Annotated in this window: 17 protein-coding genes; 15 read left to right on the top strand and 2 right to left on the bottom strand. The window is 44.6% G+C overall.

Translation table 11 applies throughout. The features are described from left to right. Positions 1–212 precede the first annotated feature (212 nt). On the top strand, positions 213–1,253 hold the full coding sequence (locus AB6D58_RS08600) for a lactonase family protein (protein WP_372157011.1): 1,041 nt from the start codon (positions 213–215) through the stop codon (positions 1,251–1,253). Between the two features lie 77 nt (positions 1,254–1,330). Here AB6D58_RS08600 and AB6D58_RS08605 read toward each other — a convergent pair whose 3' ends face one another. Continuing rightward, entirely contained in the window at positions 1,331–2,506 is a 1,176-nt protein-coding gene (locus tag AB6D58_RS08605; RefSeq protein WP_372157013.1) for a 2-octaprenyl-3-methyl-6-methoxy-1,4-benzoquinol hydroxylase, read from the bottom strand. A 308-nt stretch (positions 2,507–2,814) separates the two neighbouring features. Here AB6D58_RS08605 and miaB point away from each other — a divergent pair, with 308 nt between their 5' ends. The 5 genes from miaB (at position 2,815) to lnt (ending at position 8,547) form a co-directional block, all read left to right on the top strand. Then, a complete protein-coding gene (gene miaB, locus AB6D58_RS08610) occupies positions 2,815–4,239 on the top strand; it encodes a tRNA (N6-isopentenyl adenosine(37)-C2)-methylthiotransferase MiaB (RefSeq protein WP_065584439.1) in 1,425 nt (474 codons plus the stop codon). Positions 4,240–4,402: 163 nt separating this feature from the next. Next, complete coding sequence (locus AB6D58_RS08615; RefSeq protein ID WP_017062327.1) at positions 4,403–5,524, top strand: PhoH family protein; 1,122 nt, start codon at positions 4,403–4,405, stop codon at positions 5,522–5,524. Next, positions 5,525–5,986, top strand: a complete 462-nt coding sequence (gene ybeY, locus AB6D58_RS08620) for an rRNA maturation RNase YbeY (RefSeq protein WP_012603383.1) — start codon at positions 5,525–5,527, stop codon at positions 5,984–5,986. A gap of 120 nt (positions 5,987–6,106) precedes the next feature. Further along, entirely contained in the window at positions 6,107–6,997 is an 891-nt protein-coding gene (gene corC / locus AB6D58_RS08625) for a CNNM family magnesium/cobalt transport protein CorC (protein WP_012603382.1), read from the top strand. 32 nt (positions 6,998–7,029) lie between these two features. Continuing rightward, the gene (gene lnt, locus AB6D58_RS08630; RefSeq protein WP_136982348.1) at positions 7,030–8,547 is read left to right on the top strand and encodes an apolipoprotein N-acyltransferase; all 1,518 of its coding nucleotides are present in this window, start codon (positions 7,030–7,032) and stop codon (positions 8,545–8,547) included. Between the two features lie 90 nt (positions 8,548–8,637). On the opposite strand, the gene AB6D58_RS08635 is transcribed toward lnt, so the two are convergent. Next, a complete protein-coding gene (locus AB6D58_RS08635) occupies positions 8,638–9,108 on the bottom strand; it encodes a zinc ribbon-containing protein (protein ID WP_017062329.1) in 471 nt (156 codons plus the stop codon). A 263-nt stretch (positions 9,109–9,371) separates the two neighbouring features. Between AB6D58_RS08635 and leuS the strand changes: the two genes are divergently transcribed. The 9 genes from leuS (at position 9,372) to AB6D58_RS08680 (ending at position 19,815) form a co-directional block, all read left to right on the top strand. Further along, a complete protein-coding gene (gene leuS / locus AB6D58_RS08640) occupies positions 9,372–11,948 on the top strand; it encodes a leucine--tRNA ligase (RefSeq protein ID WP_061040426.1) in 2,577 nt (858 codons plus the stop codon). A gap of 179 nt (positions 11,949–12,127) precedes the next feature. Continuing rightward, complete coding sequence (lptE, locus tag AB6D58_RS08645; protein ID WP_372136300.1) at positions 12,128–12,781, top strand: LPS assembly lipoprotein LptE; 654 nt, start codon at positions 12,128–12,130, stop codon at positions 12,779–12,781. Between the two features lie 12 nt (positions 12,782–12,793). Next, positions 12,794–13,819, top strand: a complete 1,026-nt coding sequence (holA, locus tag AB6D58_RS08650; RefSeq protein ID WP_372157016.1) for a DNA polymerase III subunit delta — start codon at positions 12,794–12,796, stop codon at positions 13,817–13,819. Between the two features lie 66 nt (positions 13,820–13,885). After that, entirely contained in the window at positions 13,886–14,203 is a 318-nt protein-coding gene (rsfS, locus tag AB6D58_RS08655) for a ribosome silencing factor (RefSeq protein ID WP_372157018.1), read from the top strand. A gap of 3 nt (positions 14,204–14,206) precedes the next feature. Further along, positions 14,207–14,677 (top strand): 23S rRNA (pseudouridine(1915)-N(3))-methyltransferase RlmH, encoded by a 471-nt coding sequence (gene rlmH / locus AB6D58_RS08660; protein WP_017068506.1) that lies wholly within the window; start codon positions 14,207–14,209, stop codon positions 14,675–14,677. Positions 14,678–14,683: 6 nt separating this feature from the next. Then, positions 14,684–16,576, top strand: a complete 1,893-nt coding sequence (gene mrdA / locus AB6D58_RS08665) for a penicillin-binding protein 2 (RefSeq protein ID WP_017068507.1) — start codon at positions 14,684–14,686, stop codon at positions 16,574–16,576. After that, positions 16,576–17,697 (top strand): rod shape-determining protein RodA, encoded by a 1,122-nt coding sequence (gene rodA / locus AB6D58_RS08670; RefSeq protein ID WP_372136301.1) that lies wholly within the window; start codon positions 16,576–16,578, stop codon positions 17,695–17,697. Before mrdA ends, rodA begins: the two co-directional genes overlap by 1 nt. Positions 17,698–17,700: 3 nt before the next feature. Then, positions 17,701–18,540, top strand: a complete 840-nt coding sequence (locus tag AB6D58_RS08675) for a septal ring lytic transglycosylase RlpA family protein (RefSeq protein WP_136974115.1) — start codon at positions 17,701–17,703, stop codon at positions 18,538–18,540. Positions 18,541–18,633: 93 nt separating this feature from the next. Continuing rightward, a complete protein-coding gene (locus tag AB6D58_RS08680; protein ID WP_017068508.1) occupies positions 18,634–19,815 on the top strand; it encodes a serine hydrolase in 1,182 nt (393 codons plus the stop codon). Positions 19,816–19,880 lie beyond the last annotated feature (65 nt).

The following is a 19,880-nucleotide window of genomic DNA, read 5'->3' on the forward strand; positions in this document are numbered from 1 at the left end:
ATTTAGGTTCTGGCGCCGAGAGGTGTGAGAGTTCAAGTCTCTCCGACCGCACCATCATTAAATAGAACCCAGCTTTTTAGCTGGGTTTTGTTTTATCTGGAATATGCAAATCTGCTAGCCAAGTCACCAAGTATTCTCTTCTGTAACCTCACTTTTAATACGATTTTATAAGACAATGTCAGCTCCATTTTCTAATTGAGTATGACTAGCCTATGAAAGCCCTCCCCTTAACGATCGGTTGCTACACAGATACGCCAAGTAAAAGCCAAGGTGTTTATCAAACTCAGTTAGATCTAGAAACAGGAAAACTATTACCTCTAGAGCTGATCATCAAATGTACTAACCCCTCTTTTGTTACTGTAACAAAAACTGGGATCTATACTGCATCGGAAGTTGACCAGCAAAAACAGCCCCAGCTCATTCATATACCTAATGTTGATTCACAGCTAACACCCAATGCGAGCCTCGTCTCGGGAGATCACCCTTGTCACGTCGCGATAGATCCACACAATAAGTTTGCTATCACGTCGCAATACTCATCAGGCACATTCGATATTTTTAGCTTAAGTATCAATGGCAGCATCGATAAGCGACTCAAAACAATCAAGATGGTTGGTTCCGGGCCAAACAAAGAGAGACAAACTAGCCCACACGCCCATCAATGTCTGTTCCTACAAAACTCACCACAGTTTGTGACCGTCGATCTCGGCACCGATCGCATCAACTTCTATTGCTTTGATGAAGAGCAAGAAGAGTTCCTTGATGAGCCAATGCAGTCTATTAAGGTGCCCGCCGGCAATGGACCTCGTCATTTAATCTTTAACAAAGCTGAAGACAGAGCCTATGTAGTCTGTGAACTCTCTGAAACGTTACTGTTTTTGAAAAAGGTTTTAGGCATTTGGAATGTAGTGGAAGAGATTGATGCATTGCCTAATATGGAGAAGGGAGAAGCCGCAGCTGCGATTAAGCTATCGCCTGATGAGCAATTCCTTTATGTGTCATGTCGACATCAATCAAGAATCAGCAGCTTCAAAATCGACTCTGAGAATCAAAAGCTGACTTTCATTGATAGCTACGACACTGCAGGTAAATTCCCAAGAGACTTCCATATAACTGACGATGGAAAATGGCTTATCGCAGCCAACCAGCACTCCAACAACATCACCTCATTCAAGCGAGATAATGAGGACGGGTCTTTAGTTTATACAGGGTACTCTTTAGAGATCGATGCACCAGTTTGCGTTACGCAGTAGTTATAGCATTCAACACCATACAAAAAAGGAGAGCATCTGCTCTCCTTTTCTGTATAAATAACCGGAACTAATGAAAATTAAAGACCCAAGGCGTATTTCAATACTTGAGTTTTAATCGGCCCAGAGTTCTCTGCTAGTTTTAGTGCGGCATTACGTACAAACTTAAGCGGACCAATGTCGTTGCTGAATGTCTTGTAGAAGAAATCCATGCCACTCTGCATCATTAGATTGTCGCCTCTTCTTATCACTTCATAGCGTCTTGCTACAGACTGGTTCAATTCACCCTTTTCTTTGGTGACATCCAGCAGTACTGATACATCTTTGAAGCCTAAGTTAACACCCTGCCCAGCCAAAGGGTTGATGGTATGCGCAGAGTCTCCGACTAAAATACAGTTATTCTTCGAGTATGATTGAGCATGACGTCGTGTCAGAGGAAAAGAACCCGAATTCAAGACTTTGATATCACCTAACTCTTTAGGAAAGTGAGTAAGTACTTCGTCACGTAGTTTTTCAGGAGTCATTGCTGATAGTTGCTTAATACGCAGTGGAGAATCATACCAAACTAACGAGCCCAGCCCGACTTCTTGACCGTCAGAGGTTAGAGAACACAAAGGCAAAAATGAACGAGGACCACTTGGTAGAAATTGCTGCCAAGTAATATCTTGCTGAGGTTGTTCTGTTTCTACATTGATAAGCATACAGTGTTGTCGATAATCCCAAGCCGTAATGCCAATTCCAGCTTGTTGACGAACGGCTGAATTCGCACCATCAGCACCAACCACCCACTTCGCAGATAACTCAACCCCAGATTGAAGCTTAACGATATTGGTTTCACCAAACTCAATCACATCGAGCTTTTCTGGACATAACAGTTCGAGATTGTCGTAGGCATCAAATTGAGACCATAAACCTAATTGAATGAGTCTGTTCTCAACGATATAGCCCAAACGAGGAAGGTCTAGTGATGCAGCATCAAATCGAGTACGACACTCTGGGTGCTCCCACGTCTCTAAACGTTTATAAGAACACACTCGCATTGCTGCAATACTTTGCCATGCACCAAGATCTTCAAGCAAATCGACCGATGCTTGAGAAATCGCTGACACACGAATGTCCATAGCTTGCGATTCATCAAAAGCTTGTGGGGCAAAACCTTCGATTACCGCAACACTCAGACCTTGCTTTGCAAAACCGATTGCTGTTGCTGCGCCAACCATGCCGCCACCGACTACTACAATATCGTAACTGTTCATATTTTGTACTTATCAGTTTGATTCTTTGACTGTTTTTGATTGTACTTTTTCATAACTAACTTGTAACCAAAAACCTTATTCGAAAAAAGGGTTATCCCTTATGGAATATGGCGTTAACGATAATAAAAACCACTACATAAGAGATTTGTTCAGACTACTAGTCAGTCGGTTTTGAAACCAGTACAATACGCCGCTTGCCGCTAGAGCCTGTCATAAAATTGAATACCGAATTATGACAAACGGGGCTAGCGGATGAATAATGGGCGATTTGCTCCCTTAAATTAAACTAACGATCGAGCGAACATATAATGAGTAAGAAACTGCTAATTAAAACTTGGGGCTGTCAGATGAATGAATATGATTCATCAAAAATGGCCGACCTGCTTAACGCTGCAAATGGCTATGAGCTAACTGAAGTACCTGAGGAAGCAGACGTACTACTATTGAATACTTGTTCTATCCGCGAAAAAGCGCAAGAAAAAGTATTCCACCAGCTTGGTCGTTGGAAAACGCTTAAAGATAAAAAAGAAGGTGTGGTGATCGGTGTGGGTGGCTGTGTAGCGACTCAAGAAGGTGATCACATTCGTCAACGTGCACCTTACGTAGACGTTATCTTTGGCCCACAAACATTACACCGTTTGCCAGAGATGATTAAATCATCACTGTCTAACGAAAAGCCAGTAATGGACATCTCTTTCCCAGAGATCGAAAAGTTCGATAACCTGCCAGAGCCAAAAGCTGAAGGCGCGACGGCGTTCGTTTCTATCATGGAAGGTTGTTCTAAATACTGTACTTACTGCGTTGTACCATACACACGTGGCGAAGAAGTTAGCCGTCCAATGGATGATGTACTTTTCGAAGTTGCTCAACTTGCAGAGCAAGGCGTACGTGAAGTTAACCTGCTAGGTCAAAACGTAAACGCATACCGCGGTCCAACACACGAAGGCGATATCTGTTCATTCGCAGAACTGCTTCGTCTTGTTGCTTCTATCGACGGTATCGACCGTATTCGTTTCACAACAAGCCACCCGCTTGAGTTTGGTGACGACATCATTGAAGTTTACAAAGACACACCAGAGCTAGTGAGCTTCCTTCACCTACCAGTACAAAGTGGTAGTGACCGTATTCTTACGATGATGAAGCGCCCACATACGGCTATCGAGTACAAATCTATTATCCGTAAACTGCGTAAAGCTCGCCCTGACATTCAAATCAGCTCTGACTTTATTGTTGGTTTCCCTGGTGAGTCTAAGCAAGACTTCCAAGATACAATGAAGCTAATTAAAGACGTTGATTTCGATATGAGCTTCAGCTTTGTTTTCTCTCCACGTCCAGGTACGCCAGCGGCAGATTACCCATGTGATGTACCAGCACAAGAGAAGAAAGATCGTCTGTACGAACTGCAGCAAACGGTAAACACACAAGCTATGCGTTTCTCTCGTCTAATGTTAGGCACAGAGCAACGTATCCTTGTTGAAGGCCCATCAAGAAAGAACCTAATGGAACTTCGCGGCCGTACAGAAAACAGCCGTGTTGTGAACTTCGAAGGTTCTGCAGACCTAATCGGTCAATTCGTAGATGTGAAGATCACTGAGGTTTACACCAACTCACTACGTGGTGAGCTAGTTCGCACAGAAAAAGACATGGGTCTACGCGTTGTTATGACTCCAGCAGAAATGATGGAAAAAACAAAACGTGAAGACGAGCTAGGTGTAGCGACATTTACGCCATAGGCAATACAACTGTTTGAGCACAAAGCGCAAACACAAAGCTTGAAATTACCTAACTAAGTGACCATCTTAGAAATAGGGATATCACCATCAGAAGCCCGGTCTAAATCGGGCTTTTTGCTCTTTGTTTTATTTAAGAGTGAGTGGCACAAAATGAGAGGCTAATTTGAGCAATAAAATCGTTACCTTAGAGATAAATCTAGAACCAGCAGACAACAAGCGCTTGGCAAGTTTATGCGGACCATTTGACGACAACATCAAGCATCTTGAGCGTCGTCTGGGCGTTGAGATTAATTACCGTAGCAACTTTTTCACCATTGTCGGTAAGCCTCACACTACAGCCGCAGCTTTAGACATCATCAAACACCTCTATGTTGAAACGGCTCCAGTTAAAGGCAACATAATCGATATCGAACCAGAGCAAATACATCTGGCGATCACCGAGTCAGGCATTTTGGAGCAACACGTCGAGTCTGAAATTGACTACGGCAAAGAAGTGACCATTAAGACTAAAAAAGGCGTCATCAAACCTCGAACGCCAAACCAAGCACAGTACCTAATGAACATGGTGACTCATGACATCACCTTTGGTATTGGGCCAGCAGGTACAGGTAAAACCTACTTAGCCGTTGCTGCAGCAGTTGATGCACTTGAACGCCAAGAGATTCGTCGCATTCTATTGACGCGCCCTGCTGTTGAAGCCGGTGAGAAGCTTGGTTTCCTACCGGGTGATTTAAGCCAAAAAGTAGACCCATATTTACGTCCACTTTACGATGCGCTGTTTGAGATGCTTGGCTTTGAGCGAGTTGAGAAGCTGATTGAACGTAACGTAATTGAAGTTGCGCCACTGGCTTACATGCGTGGTCGTACATTGAATGATGCGTTTATCATTCTTGATGAGAGCCAAAACACCACGGTAGAACAGATGAAGATGTTCTTAACCCGTATCGGTTTTAACTCACGCGCTGTGATCACAGGTGATATTACGCAAATCGATTTACCTCGTGGTGCAAAATCAGGCTTACGCCATGCGACTGAAGTGCTCAATGAAGTCGACGACATTAGCTTTAACTTCTTCATGTCTGAAGACGTCGTTCGTCACCCTGTAGTTGCTCGTATCGTCAACGCATACGAGAAGTGGGAAGCAAAAGACCAGAAAGAGCGCAAAGAGTTTGAAAAGCGTAAACGTGAAGAGCGTGAAGCCAAACTTCTTGAGGCTCAGCAGGTAGTTACGACACAATTAGCAACACAAAATAGCTCTGTAATTGCAGAACAAGGTGATAAATAGATGTCTATTGAACTAGACCTGCAATTAGCGGTCGAAAATGAGCAAGGTCTTCCAACTGAGCAAGATATTCAGCTTTGGTTGGACAAGACAATTCCTCAGTTTCAAGAGAACGCTGAGTTGACGGTTCGTATCGTTGATACACAAGAAAGCCACCAGCTCAATCATGAATATCGTGGCAAAGATAAGCCAACTAACGTGTTGTCTTTTCCATTCGAGGCTCCTCCAGGGATCGAGTTAGATCTACTGGGCGACCTCATTATCTGCCGCCAAGTTGTCGAAAAAGAAGCAGAAGAGCAAAGTAAGCCTCTGCTAGCACACTGGGCTCATATGGTTGTACATGGCAGTCTGCATCTGCTAGGTTATGATCATATCGAAGATGATGAAGCTGAAGAGATGGAGTCACTCGAGACAGAAATCATGCAATCTATGGGGTTTGAAGACCCTTACATTCTAGAAAAGTAAATTGATTCTAGTAAAGTAGGTTGCAGAGAAACAATAACTCATCGAACCTGTGATTTTCACAGGAATCTGAGTTGTAACGTGTGCTATCACACTTCTGATAGCGTTATTTTTTGAGAAATCATGAACGAAGGTAACCCCCCCACTTCTGAGGGAAGTAAAAAATCTGAAGGTCCGAGTAGAAAGTCCTTCTTTGAACGCCTAGGCCAACTATTTCAAGGTGAAGTAAAAGATCGCCAAGAGCTCGTAGATGTAATCCGCGACTCAGAAATTAATGACCTAATTGACCACGACACACGCGACATGCTCGAGGGTGTTATGGAAATTTCAGAGATGCGAGTACGCGATATCATGCTGCCTCGCTCTCAAATGGTTACAGTTGAACGCACAGATGATCTAGATACATTGATTGCGCTCATTACTGATGCTCAACACTCTCGCTACCCAGTGATCAGTGAAGATAAAGACCATGTTGAAGGCATTCTATTAGCGAAGGACCTACTTAAGTATTTGGGTTCAGAAAGTGCTCCATTTGATATCGAACAAGTGATTCGCCCTGTCGTGGTTGTTCCTGAAAGTAAGCGAGTTGATCGCCTGCTTAAGGAGTTCCAAGAAGAGCGTTACCACATGTCTATCGTTGTCGATGAGTTTGGTGGAGTTTCTGGCCTGGTAACCATTGAAGATATCCTCGAAGAAATCGTTGGTGAAATTGAAGACGAGTTCGACGATGAAGAAGAGCTAGATATTCGTAAGCTGAGTAAGCATACCTTCTCTGTAAAAGCTTTAACCACTATTGAAGAGTTCAACGATACGTTTAACACTGCCTTTAGTGACGACGAAGTGGATACGGTAGGCGGCATGGTTATGACAGCACTCGGCCACCTGCCGGTTCGTGGCGAAATTGTAGAAATCGAAAACTACCATTTCAAAATAACATCAGCAGATAACCGTCGTGTGATTCAGCTACAGGTAACCATTCCTGACGAACAGCCTCTTCCGACTATCGAAGAATAACAACTTCTCTCTAAAGAGATGACAGAAATTAGATGACTAATACCTTTATTCATCGCCTATTACGGCCGCTTGCGGCCGTTTTTGTTGGCGCTATAACCACCCTTTCATTCGCTCCATACTCTATATGGCCTCTTGCTATTCTCAGCCCAGCTTTGTTGCTGTTACTGATCCACAACCGCTCTCCTAAAAGTGCGCTTTGGATTGGCTACGCATGGGGTTTAGGTCAATTCACCACAGGTATCAGCTGGGTATACGTCAGCATTGATGGTTTTGGCGGCATGCCACTGGCAGCCAACCTATTTTTGATGGCATTGCTTGTTGGCTACCTAGCCGTTTATTCAGGGCTATTTACCTGGGGTTTGAATAAATTCTTCCCTGCCAATAACCTAAGCCGCTTTTTCCTTGCAGCTCCTGCATTCTGGCTAGTCTGTGATTGGCTGCGTGGCTGGGTAATGACGGGCTTCCCTTGGCTTTGGTTAGGCTACAGCCAAATCGATTCGCCATTGGGTTCATTTGCACCGATTGGCGGCGTAGAGCTAGTAACTTTAGCGATCATTGTTTCAGCCTCTGCATTCACTTATGCGATTGTTAACCGGGCTTGGAGCATCGCTCTCATTCCCGCCGTCGTATTTAGTGCAGGCTTTGGTATTCGCAACATCGACTGGGTCACGCCGAACCCTGAAAAAACCACGTCAGTCGTCTTGATACAAGGCAACGTCGATCAAGACAGTAAATGGCTACCGAGTCATCGCTGGCCAACCATGATGAAGTACACCGACCTAAGCAGAGAAAACTGGGGAGCGGATATCATCATCTGGCCTGAAGCGGCTATTCCAGCATTCGAAGTTGAGATCCCATCTTTCCTACGTAACTTGGATAGCGCAGCGAAGATGAACAACAGTTCGATCATTACCGGTGTGCTGAATCAGTCTGAAGATAAGAAATACTACAACAGTGTTCTTTCTCTCGGTGTGAATCCATACGGTGAGTACAGCTACGATCCAGACGAACGCTACCATAAACACCACCTGTTACCATTTGGTGAGTTTGTGCCGTTTGAAGATATCTTGCGTCCATTAGCACCTTTCTTTAACTTGCCAATGTCATCATTTAGCCGTGGCGACTTTGTTCAACCAAACATAGTGGCAAATGGTCGTCACTTAGCGCCTGCGTTGTGTTACGAGATCATCTTTAATGATCAAGTTAGGCAGAACGTAACCGACGAGACTGACTTTATTTTAACGCTCTCTAACGATGCGTGGTTTGGTCGTTCGATTGGCCCTCTGCAACATATGGAAATCGCACAGATGCGTGCTCTGGAGCTTGGTAAGCCAGTTATTCGCTCGACCAACAATGGTGTGACGGCAGTTACCGATTACAAAGGCAACATCCTCAAACAAGTACCTCAGTTTGAAACGGCAGTGTTAAAAGCTGAACTCATTTCAACGGATGGTCAAACGCCTTATCACACAGTAGGTACTTGGCCACTGTATATCTGGGCGATGCTCAGCTTGGTGATTGGTTGGGTAATTAGAAAGCCAAAAAGCTAGATTCGACGAAAAGTGATTTGAGGGTTGACTGATCGGGTCAACCCTTTTTCATTGCTGTGGTTTTGCGTTGATACGCTATGGTTCAGAAGCTTACGGTTTAAGGGCTTTACGACTAAACCCTTTAGAACCACATTTAATGCATGGAATGATATTGGTTGGGTGGTTATATTCGGTTTGGTGACCACACTCGTCACATACTAAGGTTCCCAAGCCAATGACTTCACCCGCTTGATACAAGCCTTGGTGTTCTAAGTCTTGGAACAGTTCAACCCATTCCACCTTAGTACGATCAGTAATATCCAACAGCCCTTGCCAAATAGAGTCCGCAATCATCAAATAGAATGGACCGCTTTTACTCTCTTCATAGCTTTCGGAAAACTCTTTTAAGTCCGACTTCACGTAGGCAGAGATCAATGAAAGCTCATCTTTAGTCATATCATTAGCTGCTTTCGCAAACTTGCCCGACGTTTCGATTTTGTTGTTGAGCTCTTCAGGGCTATGCTTCAGCGTTTCAATCACCTCTTCGACGACTTCTTCATAGAGCGCTTTTTTCTTCGGCATAACAACCTCCTTAAGATAACCAACCTTTTAGTGAGCAAACGGATGCGCTGCAATGCACTCCCGCTTACAAACAAATGCAATTCATACTCTTAAGTATAGTTGCCCTGCGAAATTCAGTGAAAATTACACAATCTACTAAGCGGCAACTGCAAGTATGAAGGGTATAACTATTGTTGTCCTCAGCTCCTTTAGGTATTCTATGACGATCTGTAAGATTCTGTTCTAACCGAACTCACAAATTCCAAGATAACCGGATACCATCGATGCAAGAACAATATAACCCGCAAGAGATTGAACAAAAGGTTCAACAACACTGGGATAACAGCGAGACTTTCGTTGTAAGTGAAGACCCAAACAAAGAAAAATTCTACTGTCTTTCTATGTTCCCTTACCCAAGTGGCCGACTGCACATGGGTCACGTGCGTAACTACACCATCGGTGATGTGGTATCTCGTTTCCAACGTCTACAAGGCAAAAACGTAATGCAGCCAATTGGTTGGGATGCATTCGGCCTACCTGCAGAAAACGCCGCTGTTAAAAACAATACAGCACCTGCACCATGGACTTACGAAAACATTGAGTACATGAAGAACCAGCTTAAGCTTCTAGGCTTTGGTTACGACTGGAACCGTGAATTCGCAACGTGTACTCCAGAGTACTACCGTTGGGAACAAGAGTTCTTCACTAAGCTTTACGAAAAAGGCCTGGTTTACAAGAAGACATCTTCAGTGAACTGGTGTCCAAACGACCAAACAGTACTGGCAAATGAGCAAGTAGAAGACGGTTGTTGCTGGCGTTGTGACACTCCAGTAGAGCAAAAGAAAATTCCACAGTGGTTTATTAAAATCACTGAGTACGCTCAAGAGCTACTAGACGATCTAGACAACCTTGAAGGTTGGCCTGAAATGGTTAAGACCATGCAGCGCAACTGGATCGGCCGCTCTGAAGGTGTTGAGCTATCTTTCGCTGTTAACGGCGAAGAAGCACCATTAGAAGTGTACACAACACGTCCAGATACACTAATGGGTGTTTCTTACGTTGGTATCGCTGCAGGTCACCCTCTTGCAGAGAAAGCATCGAAGAACAACCCAGAGCTTGCTGCATTCGTTGAAGAGTGTCGTAACACTAAAGTTGCTGAAGCTGAACTCGCAACGATGGAAAAGAAAGGTATGGATACTGGCCTAACGGCTATCCACCCTCTTAACGGTCGTGTTGTTCCTGTATACGTAGCAAACTTCGTACTTATGGATTACGGCACAGGTGCGGTAATGGCGGTTCCTGCTCACGATCAACGTGACTACGAGTTCGCAACTAAGTACGGCATCGATATCATCCCAGTAATCAAACCTGAAGATGGTTCTGAACTAGACGTGTCTGAAGCGGCTTACACTGAAAAAGGTGTACTGTTTGATTCTGGTGAATTCGATGGTCTTGCGTTCCAAGAAGCATTCGATGCAATTGCTGCGAAGCTTGAAGCTGAAGGCAAAGGTAAGAAGACAGTAAACTTCCGTCTACGTGACTGGGGTGTATCTCGTCAACGTTACTGGGGCGCTCCAATCCCAATGGTAACCACTGAAGACGGTGAAGTTCACCCAGTACCAGCAGACCAACTGCCAGTCATTCTTCCTGAAGATGTAGTAATGGATGGCGTAACGAGCCCAATCAAGGCTGACAAGTCTTGGGCTGAAACAACATTCAACGGCGAACCCGCTCTACGTGAGACTGACACGTTCGATACGTTTATGGAGTCTTCTTGGTACTACGCACGTTACTGTTCACCGCAAGCAGACGACATTCTAGATCCAGAGAAAGCAAACTACTGGCTACCAGTTGACCAATACGTTGGTGGTATCGAGCACGCTTGTATGCACCTGCTTTACTCTCGTTTCTTCCATAAGCTTCTACGTGATGCTGGCTACGTGACGTCTGATGAACCGTTCAAGCAACTACTATGTCAAGGCATGGTTCTGGCTGACGCGTTCTATCACGAAAACGAAAAAGGCACCAAAGAGTGGATTGCACCGACTGACGTAACGGTTGAACGTGACGGTAAAGGTCGCATCGAAAAAGCAGTCGACGATCAAGGTCGTGAAGTTGAACACTCAGGCATGATCAAAATGTCTAAGTCTAAGAACAACGGTATCGACCCACAAGAGATGGTAGACAAGTACGGCGCTGATACAGTACGTCTATTCATGATGTTTGCATCACCTGCAGACATGACGCTTGAGTGGCAAGAGTCTGGCGTTGAAGGTGCTAACCGCTTCCTTAAACGTGTTTGGAAACTGGTTCACACTCACTCTTCTAAGGGTGCTGCTGAATCTGTTGATGCTTCTGCGCTATCTGGCGACCAAAAAGCACTTCGTCGTGATATCCACAAGACTATCGCGAAAGTAACGGACGATATTGGCCGCCGCCAAACGTTCAACACGGCAATCGCTGCAATCATGGAACTGATGAACAAGCTAGCGAAAGCACCTCAAGAATCTGTACAAGATCGTGCAATCCTTGATGAAGCACTAAAAGCGGTAGTACGCATGCTTTACCCAATGACTCCGCACATCTCTTACGAAATGTGGATTGCACTTGGTGAATCAAACGTAGACTCAGCAACATGGCCAACTTTCGATGAGAAAGCGCTAGTTGAAGACGAGAAAACTATCGTTGTTATGATCAACGGTAAGCTACGTGCGAAACTAACCGTTGCTGCTGATGCAACAGAAGAGCAAGTTCGTGAGCTTGGTCTAAACGATGAGAACGCTAAGAAATTCCTAGATGGCTTAACTATCCGTAAAGTTATCTTCGTACCAGGTAAGCTTCTAAACATCGTTGCTAACTAATTTCGTTAGCACAATGCAATTGCTAAAGAATTAACGAACTTAATTCATCAAAAGCAGTCTGTAGACAGGGTAGCTAATTGCCCTGTCTACTTATTTAAGCGCTTTAGACTTGAGCCTAACCACTCAAACGAACTAAAGCCTTTAAATAAGTATTCTACCTTCATGAGAGCCATCAAATAATGCGCCTGATTTCACTATCTTCATTGAAAGTTACTGTTGTTGTTTTAACCGTCAGCCTATTAAGTGCGTGTGGTTTCCACCTACGTGGTGATTACTCCGTACCAGAAGAACTCAACAAGATCTCCGTAACCAGTTACGACCAATACAGTACGTTTACACGTATGATGAAAGGTCAACTGCGTATGAATGATGTAGAAATTGTGCTACCGGCTGAGAATACACCTAACCTGCATATTATTAGTGAGAGCGTAGGTGAGCGAACTCTGTCTCTATACCAAAACACTCGTGCAGCAGAGAAAGAACTGACATTCCGCGCTTCATACCGCGTAACTGTCCCGGATCTAGGCTCAAAGACATTCTCAACCAGCGTAACCCGTAGTTACCTAGATAACCCGCTAACTGCACTTGCGAAGTCGGTTGAGCGAGACATGATCGAAGATGAGATGCGTAAGTTGGCAACAAGCCAAATCCTTCGTCAGATGGCTCGACTAAAAGCGAACATTGCAGCTGATAGCATGGATCTAGATGCACTAGAACACGTTCAAGTGAAAGAGCTTGAAAAGCAATACAACATCAAGAATGTTGAAATTGACGACGTTGAGATCGTACCAGCTTCAGAAGAACAACCAACACTTAGCGATTCGGCTGAGTAATAGGTTTATTTGATGCGTATTTTTGCTGACCGCTTATCAGAGCAACTTATTAAACAGTTGAGTAATGTTTACCTAATTTTTGGTAACGAACCGCTACTGTTGCAAGAGAGCCGAGAAGCGATTCAAAAGGCTGCAAAACAGCAAGGCTTTGAAGAACGTCACCGCTTTGCGATTGATAGCAGTCTCGACTGGAATCAAGTCTACGACTGCACTCAAGCACTGAGCCTATTCTCTAGCCGTCAGGTCATCGAGCTTGAACTGCCAGAGTCAGGCGTCAATGCCGCAATAGCGAAAGAGCTACTCGCAATCTCCGAGCATATCCACAGTGATATCTTGTTAATCTTGGTGGGCACTAAGCTCACCAAAGCTCAAGAAAGCGCTAAGTGGTTTAAGGCTCTTTCGAATCAGGGTCACTGGGTCAGTTGCCTAACGCCAGATGTCAGTCGGTTACCTCAGTTTGTCCAAGCGCGTTGCCGTCAAATCGGTTTAACGCCAGACCCTGAAGCGATTCAAATGCTGGCGCAATGGCATGAGGGTAATCTATTTGCTCTCACCCAAAGCCTAGAAAAACTGGCTCTCCAATACCCAGATGGAAAACTCACGTTAGTACGCTTAGAAGAATCGCTGAGTCGACACAACCATTTTACTCCATTCCATTGGAGTGATGCGTTATTGGCAGGCAAAGGTAACCGAGCACAACGAATCCTGCGTCAGCTAGAAGCTGAAGGTGTCGAACCCGTCATTTTATTACGTAGCATACAACGAGAGCTTGCTCTGCTATTACAAATGCAGCAACAAATGAAACAGATGCCGATTGGTCAGGTCTTCGAAAAACACCGTATCTGGCAATCTAAAAAGCCTCTTTATAACGCCGCGCTAACAAGAGTTTCGATTTCTCAATTACACTCTTTGTTCGCGTTGCTCACTCAAGCTGAATTGATGACAAAAACTCAATATGAGCAGTCGCCTTGGCCACTAATTCATCAGTTAAGCGTAGAGTTTTATATCCCTTCAGCTTCAATACCATTCCACGCATAAAAGCGTGTTATATTCTAGGGTCAACAAGCCCTAAACAAAGCTAAATTCAGATTAAAGGAACACCCAGTGTTACGTGAAGAACTAAAAGATTTTCTTGCAGACAAAGCCGAAGACATGAAAGCAGAATCGATTGTAACTATCGATGTAGAAGGCAAATCAAGCGTTACTGATTACATGATTGTTTGTACTGGCACCTCTAAACGCCATGTTGCCTCTATTGCACAGCATGTTGCTGATGAAGTGCGTAAAGCGGGTATGCAACCTCTAGGTATGGACGGCCAGCAAGAAGGTGAATGGGTTGTTCTAGATATGGGCACAAGCATGCTTCACGTTATGCAAGAAGAGCATCGTGAGCTGTACCAACTAGAAAAACTTTGGGGCTAAGCTTTGAAGATCCAGTTAATCGCAGTTGGCACAAAAATGCCAAAGTGGGTTGAAGAAGGGTTTCAAGAATACAAACGCCGCTTCCCTCACGATATGCCATTAGAGCTCATTGAAATTACTGCAGGAAAGCGCGGTAAAAATGCAGATATTGCACGCATTCTTCAAAAAGAAGGTGAAGCGATGCTGGCTGCAGTTCCAAAAGGCAACCGTATTGTCACGCTCGATATCCCAGGTAGAAAGTGGGATACACCTCAACTTGCTGAGCAATTAGAAAGTTGGAAGCTGGATGGACGTGACGTATCTATCCTAATTGGCGGGCCTGAAGGATTAGCACCTGCATGTAAAGCGGCCGCAGACCAAAGTTGGTCTCTGTCTGCGCTTACTCTCCCTCACCCATTAGTACGCGTTATCATGGCTGAAAGCTTGTATCGAGCTTGGAGCATCACAGCTAACCACCCTTATCATCGAGAATAAGCGTTAATGTTACGTAAACGTAGCCAAATCCGCGATTACAAAGCAGAAGCACGACTATTTACTAGCCGTGCTTTTGTTGCGTTTGCGGGGATCATAGTCATGATGTCGATGTTGGTTGTTAACCTGTACAACATTCAGGTCAATCAATACCAAGACTATAAAACTCGTTCTAACGACAACCGTATCAAGGTCGTTCCGATCGCCCCTAACCGTGGTTTGATTTACGATCGCAACGGTATACTTCTTGCCGAAAACCGTCCTGTTTTCAATCTAGAAATCATACCCGAAAAAATTAAAGATATGGATGACACGCTTGCTCGTCTGCAAGCATTAATTGAGATCCCGCCAGAGCGTATCGAGCGCTTTAATCGTGATCGTCGTAATTCACGACGCTTTAAATCAGTACCTATTCTTAATCAACTGTCTGAAGAACAAGTTGCCGTCTTCTCTGTAAACCAACACAAATTCCCAGGTGTTGAAGTTACGGGAACTTTGAAGCGTTTCTACCCTTACGGTGATGTGCTCACTCACGTAATAGGCTATGTATCGCGCATCAATGACCGTGATATGCAGCGCTTGATGCGAGAAGAAAAAGACGCCAATTACCAAGCTACACGTGATATCGGTAAGTTGGGTATTGAGCGTTATTACGAAGATATGTTGCACGGTACAGCTGGCTACCAAGAAGTCGAAGTTAACAGTCGTGGACGAGTGATTCGTACCCTCAAATTTGTCCCTTCGGTTCCAGGCAAAGATATCGTACTTAACTTAGATATCAAGCTACAGCTATACGTACATAAGTTACTTGATGGCCGCCGTGGTTCAGCTATCGTTCTCGATCCGAAAGACAATGGCGTGTTAGCCATGGTATCGAGCCCAAGCTACGACCCAAACGCATTCGTGCATGGTATCTCGTCTAAAGGCTATAACGCGCTACTTCAAGACAAAAACCGCCCTTTGGTTAACCGTGCCACGCTAGGGATTTACCCACCAGCATCGACGATCAAACCCTTCATTGCTGTTGCTGCTCTGCAAGAAGGTGTTATTACACCAAACACTACGCGCAATGACCCAGGCTATTGGAAGATACCAAACTCAAAAACGAGACCATTCCGTGACTGGTTGCGTTGGGGACACGGTGTCGTGGATATAGAAAAAGCGATTGAAGAGTCGGTGGATACCTTCTTTTACCAAATTGCTTATGATCTCGGCATTGATCGCATATCCAAATGGATGATGATGTTCGGCTTTGGTGATTATACTGGCATCGATATTTATGAAGAAAGCAAAGCCAATATGCCAACTCGTGATTGGAAGATGGCAAGACACCGTGTGCCTTGGTACCAAGGTGACACCATCCCAGTTGGTATTGGCCAAGGCTACTGGACTGCAACACCCATGCAGATTGCAAAAGCCACATCAGTTTTGGTCAATGAAGGTGAAGTAACCGCACCTCACCTACTTCGTTCAACCATTGATAACGGTCGTCCATTCGATGAACAAATCATGTCGGACATTGAAACTTACCCACCGCTAACCGGGGTTAAGAAGAAGTATTGGGATATCGCTCAGGAAGGTATGAGGCTGGCTAACCACGGTAAGAAAGGTACGGCAAGACGTTCATTCCAGAAGATGTCTTACCAAACCGCTGGTAAATCGGGTACCGCACAGGTATTCGGCTTAAAAGAAGATGAAGAGTACAACGCGGATGAAATCGCAGAGCACTTACGCGATCACGCCCTCTTTACGGGTTACGCGCCTTTTGAAGATCCTGAAGCCGTCGTGACTATCGTTCTAGAGAACGCAGGTGGCGGTTCTTCTAACGGCGGCCCAGTAGTAAGAAGGATTTTAGACCATATTATCCTTGCAGAAGATTATCAAAGTGAGCCAATTAAATAATGAAACTTGATCCTTCAACTGGACGAAATAGAGCCCTATTCGAAAGGCTGCATATCGACCTGCCGCTTTTGCTTGGCATTCTGGTTTTAATGGGCTTTGCCCTGCTGATCATGTACAGCGCAAGCGGACAAAGCCTTGCGATGATGGACCGCCAGGCGATGCGCATGGCTCTGTCTTTAGGTGTGATGATCTTCCTAGCGCAAATCTCACCTCGTACTTATGAAACCTTGGCACCACTGCTATTTGTAGGTGGTGTCATCTTGCTATTGGGCGTGTTGTTCTTTGGTGAAGCCTCTAAAGGCGCCCAGCGTTGGTTAAACTTCGGCTTTGTTCGATTCCAACCGTCAGAGCTATTAAAGCTCGCGGTGCCTTTGATGCTGGCACGATTTATCGGTAAGCGCTCACTTCCACCAACATTCCAAACATTAGCGATCTCGCTAGTGATGGTGTTTGTACCGACGATTCTAATCGCAAAGCAGCCTGACCTAGGTACATCTATCCTTATCGCCGCATCTGGTATCTTCGTGATATTCCTGGCTGGTATCAGTTGGAAAATCATTGCTAGCGCCGCAATCGCATTAGGGGCATTTATCCCAATCCTATGGTTCTTCTTGATGCGTGAATATCAAAAAGTGCGTGTTAGAACCCTTTTTGATCCTGAATCAGATCCATTAGGTGCGGGTTACCACATCATTCAAAGTAAGATTGCGATAGGTTCGGGTGGTATATCAGGAAAAGGTTGGCTGCAAGGCACTCAATCTCAATTAGAATTCATTCCAGAGCGCCACACCGACTTCATTTTTGCGGTCATCGCCGAAGAGGGGGGCATGATTGGTATCTTGTTCTTGCTTGCTATCTACCTGTTTATTATTGGACGTGGCTTAGTGCTTGCGAGCCAAGCTCAAACCGCATTCGGTCGAATGATGGGCGGCAGTATTGTACTGAGCTTCTTCGTTTATATTTTTGTAAACATTGGCATGGTAAGTGGCATTCTACCTGTGGTTGGTGTTCCTCTTCCTTTAGTCAGTTATGGTGGTACTTCAATGGTTACCCTTATGGCTGGTTTTGGTATTTTAATGTCGATCCATACACACAGAAAAGCATTCTCAAAGGCGACCTAATCGATGTCTATTACAACGTTTCCAAAAAAAGCATCCTTGGTTGATGAGCTGCCAATCAAAAAAATAGCCTCTATCTTAGGGCTAGCGATTTTAATCAATGGTTGTTCTTCAAAGCAGCCAACAGGGCGCTACGATATTGATTCAGATATTGCACCAGACGCACCTATCTCAGTAGAGCATCTCGAGGATGCTCACCCTCAGTATGAACCTTATAGTTTAGGTGGTAACACGGATTACACTTTACGTGGCGAAGACTACAAGATCGTAAAGAAGACCGAAGGGTTTACTGAGAAAGGCAAAGCCTCTTGGTACGGTAAGAAATTTCATGGTCACTTAACGTCTAACGGCGAGATCTATGACATGTATTCGATGTCTGCGGCGCACAAAACATTGCCAATTCCAAGCTATGTAAAAGTGACGAATACCGACAATAACAAAACGACGATTGTTCGTATCAATGACCGCGGCCCATTCCATGAAGGCCGAATCATTGACCTTAGTTATGCGGCAGCTTACAAGCTCGATGTGTTGAGAACCGGCACGGCAAATGTTGAGATTGAAGTCATTACTGTGGCTATGCCAACCGACGCAAATAAAAAGGCTGCTTTACCGCAATTTATTATTCAAGTCGCAACATCTCCACATGAAGATAGAACAGAGAAGTTAGCGAAAGATCTAGCCGAAAAGCTAGAAGTAGCAACGTTCTTGCAGCCAAATGATGACAACTACCGTCTGATGATTGGGCCATTTCATGACTATGCTCTGACTCAAGAGAAATTAGAACAAGTTAAGTTAATGGGTTACCCGTCAGCTTATATAAAAAAACACACCCTAACTCGCTAATTAATCTAACAGTTACTTCTGGTAATCAGCGCTCTGGTGTGACAGAGTGATTCTGTTAATATATGAATAGTTCACCAAATAATTGCATTCAAAATGATTAAATCTAATAAACTTGTTAAATCGATTTTTGCTACTTCTGTTGCTCTTTCTGCAACGATAGCTACATCGTCATTCGCCGCTCCTATTGTTGTTCCTGATGCACCTCAAATCGCCGCTAAAGGTTTTGTTCTGATGGATTACCATTCAGGCAAAGTACTAGCAGAGAAAGAGATGAATACTCAGCTTTCTCCAGCAAGTTTAACCAAGATGATGACGAGCTACGTGATCGGCCAAGAGCTCGACCGTGGCAACATCAACCTAAACGACGATGTTGTAATCAGTGAAAATGCTTGGGCTAAAAACTTCCCAGATTCATCTAAGATGTTCGTTGAAGTAGGCACTACGGTTAAAGTTGAAGAATTAAACCGCGGTATCATCATTCAATCAGGTAACGACGCATGTGTTGCTATGGCTGAACACATCGCTGGCTCTGAAGATGCATTCGTTGACCTAATGAACGCTTGGGCAAGCTCTATCGGCATGAAAGACACGCACTTTGCTAACGTGCACGGTCTAGACAACCCGAACCTATACTCAACGCCTTACGATATGGCGCTACTTGGTCAGGCGCTGATTCGCGACGTACCAGACGAGTACCGTATCTACTCAGAGAAGAAATTCACATACAACGGCATCACCCAATACAACCGTAACGGTCTGTTATGGGATAAGAGCATGAACGTTGATGGCATCAAAACGGGCCACACAAGCAATGCAGGTTACAGCCTAGTAAGCTCAGCGACAGAAGGCAAAATGCGCCTAGTGGCTGTAGTTATGGGCACCAAGAATGCGAATGCTCGTAAAACAGAAAGCAAAAAACTGCTTAGCTACGGCTTCCGCTTCTTTGAAACAGTGGCACCACACACAGCCGGTGAAACCTTCGTAGAAGAGAAGATCTGGATGGGTAGCAAGGACACAGTTGCACTGGGTGTCGACGAAGATACTTTCGTAACGCTACCTCGTGGTCAAGCTAAGAACCTGAAGGCAAGCTTCGTTCTTGAGAAAGAACTAGAAGCGCCAATCAGCAAAGGCGATGTGGTTGGTAAACTATTCTACCAAGTAGACGGTGAAGACGTTGCTGAATACCCACTACTAGCACTTGAAGATGTAGACCAAGGCAGCCTATTCAGCCGTCTATGGGACTACCTAGTTCTTCTGTTCAAGGGTTTATTCTAAACAAGCCAAAGGTTTGTTCTAGGTAAAACCTAAGCTTGTTGTATAGTTAACCTAATGAGTAAGTT

This window comes from Vibrio sp. 10N.239.312.D08 (assembly GCF_041466145.1).
Taxonomy (GTDB): Bacteria; Pseudomonadota; Gammaproteobacteria; order Enterobacterales; family Vibrionaceae; genus Vibrio; species Vibrio crassostreae_C.

What these genes read in the sequence shown, in the direction of transcription:
- AB6D58_RS08675 (WP_136974115.1), top strand. Translation starts at nt 17,701, where the DNA reads ATGTCTATTACAACGTTTCCAAAAAAAGCATCCTTGGTTGATGAGCTG.
- corC (WP_012603382.1), top strand. Translation starts at nt 6,107, where the DNA reads ATGAACGAAGGTAACCCCCCCACTTCTGAGGGAAGTAAAAAATCTGAA.
- rodA (WP_372136301.1), top strand. Translation starts at nt 16,576, where the DNA reads ATGAAACTTGATCCTTCAACTGGACGAAATAGAGCCCTATTCGAAAGG.
- leuS (WP_061040426.1), top strand. Translation starts at nt 9,372, where the DNA reads ATGCAAGAACAATATAACCCGCAAGAGATTGAACAAAAGGTTCAACAA.
- lptE (WP_372136300.1), top strand. Translation starts at nt 12,128, where the DNA reads ATGCGCCTGATTTCACTATCTTCATTGAAAGTTACTGTTGTTGTTTTA.
- AB6D58_RS08605 (WP_372157013.1), bottom strand. Translation starts at nt 2,506, where the DNA reads ATGAACAGTTACGATATTGTAGTAGTCGGTGGCGGCATGGTTGGCGCA.
- AB6D58_RS08600 (WP_372157011.1), top strand. Translation starts at nt 213, where the DNA reads ATGAAAGCCCTCCCCTTAACGATCGGTTGCTACACAGATACGCCAAGT.
- AB6D58_RS08680 (WP_017068508.1), top strand. Translation starts at nt 18,634, where the DNA reads ATGATTAAATCTAATAAACTTGTTAAATCGATTTTTGCTACTTCTGTT.
- mrdA (WP_017068507.1), top strand. Translation starts at nt 14,684, where the DNA reads ATGTTACGTAAACGTAGCCAAATCCGCGATTACAAAGCAGAAGCACGA.
- miaB (WP_065584439.1), top strand. Translation starts at nt 2,815, where the DNA reads ATGAGTAAGAAACTGCTAATTAAAACTTGGGGCTGTCAGATGAATGAA.
- ybeY (WP_012603383.1), top strand. Translation starts at nt 5,525, where the DNA reads ATGTCTATTGAACTAGACCTGCAATTAGCGGTCGAAAATGAGCAAGGT.
- AB6D58_RS08635 (WP_017062329.1), bottom strand. Translation starts at nt 9,108, where the DNA reads ATGCCGAAGAAAAAAGCGCTCTATGAAGAAGTCGTCGAAGAGGTGATT.
- lnt (WP_136982348.1), top strand. Translation starts at nt 7,030, where the DNA reads ATGACTAATACCTTTATTCATCGCCTATTACGGCCGCTTGCGGCCGTT.
- holA (WP_372157016.1), top strand. Translation starts at nt 12,794, where the DNA reads ATGCGTATTTTTGCTGACCGCTTATCAGAGCAACTTATTAAACAGTTG.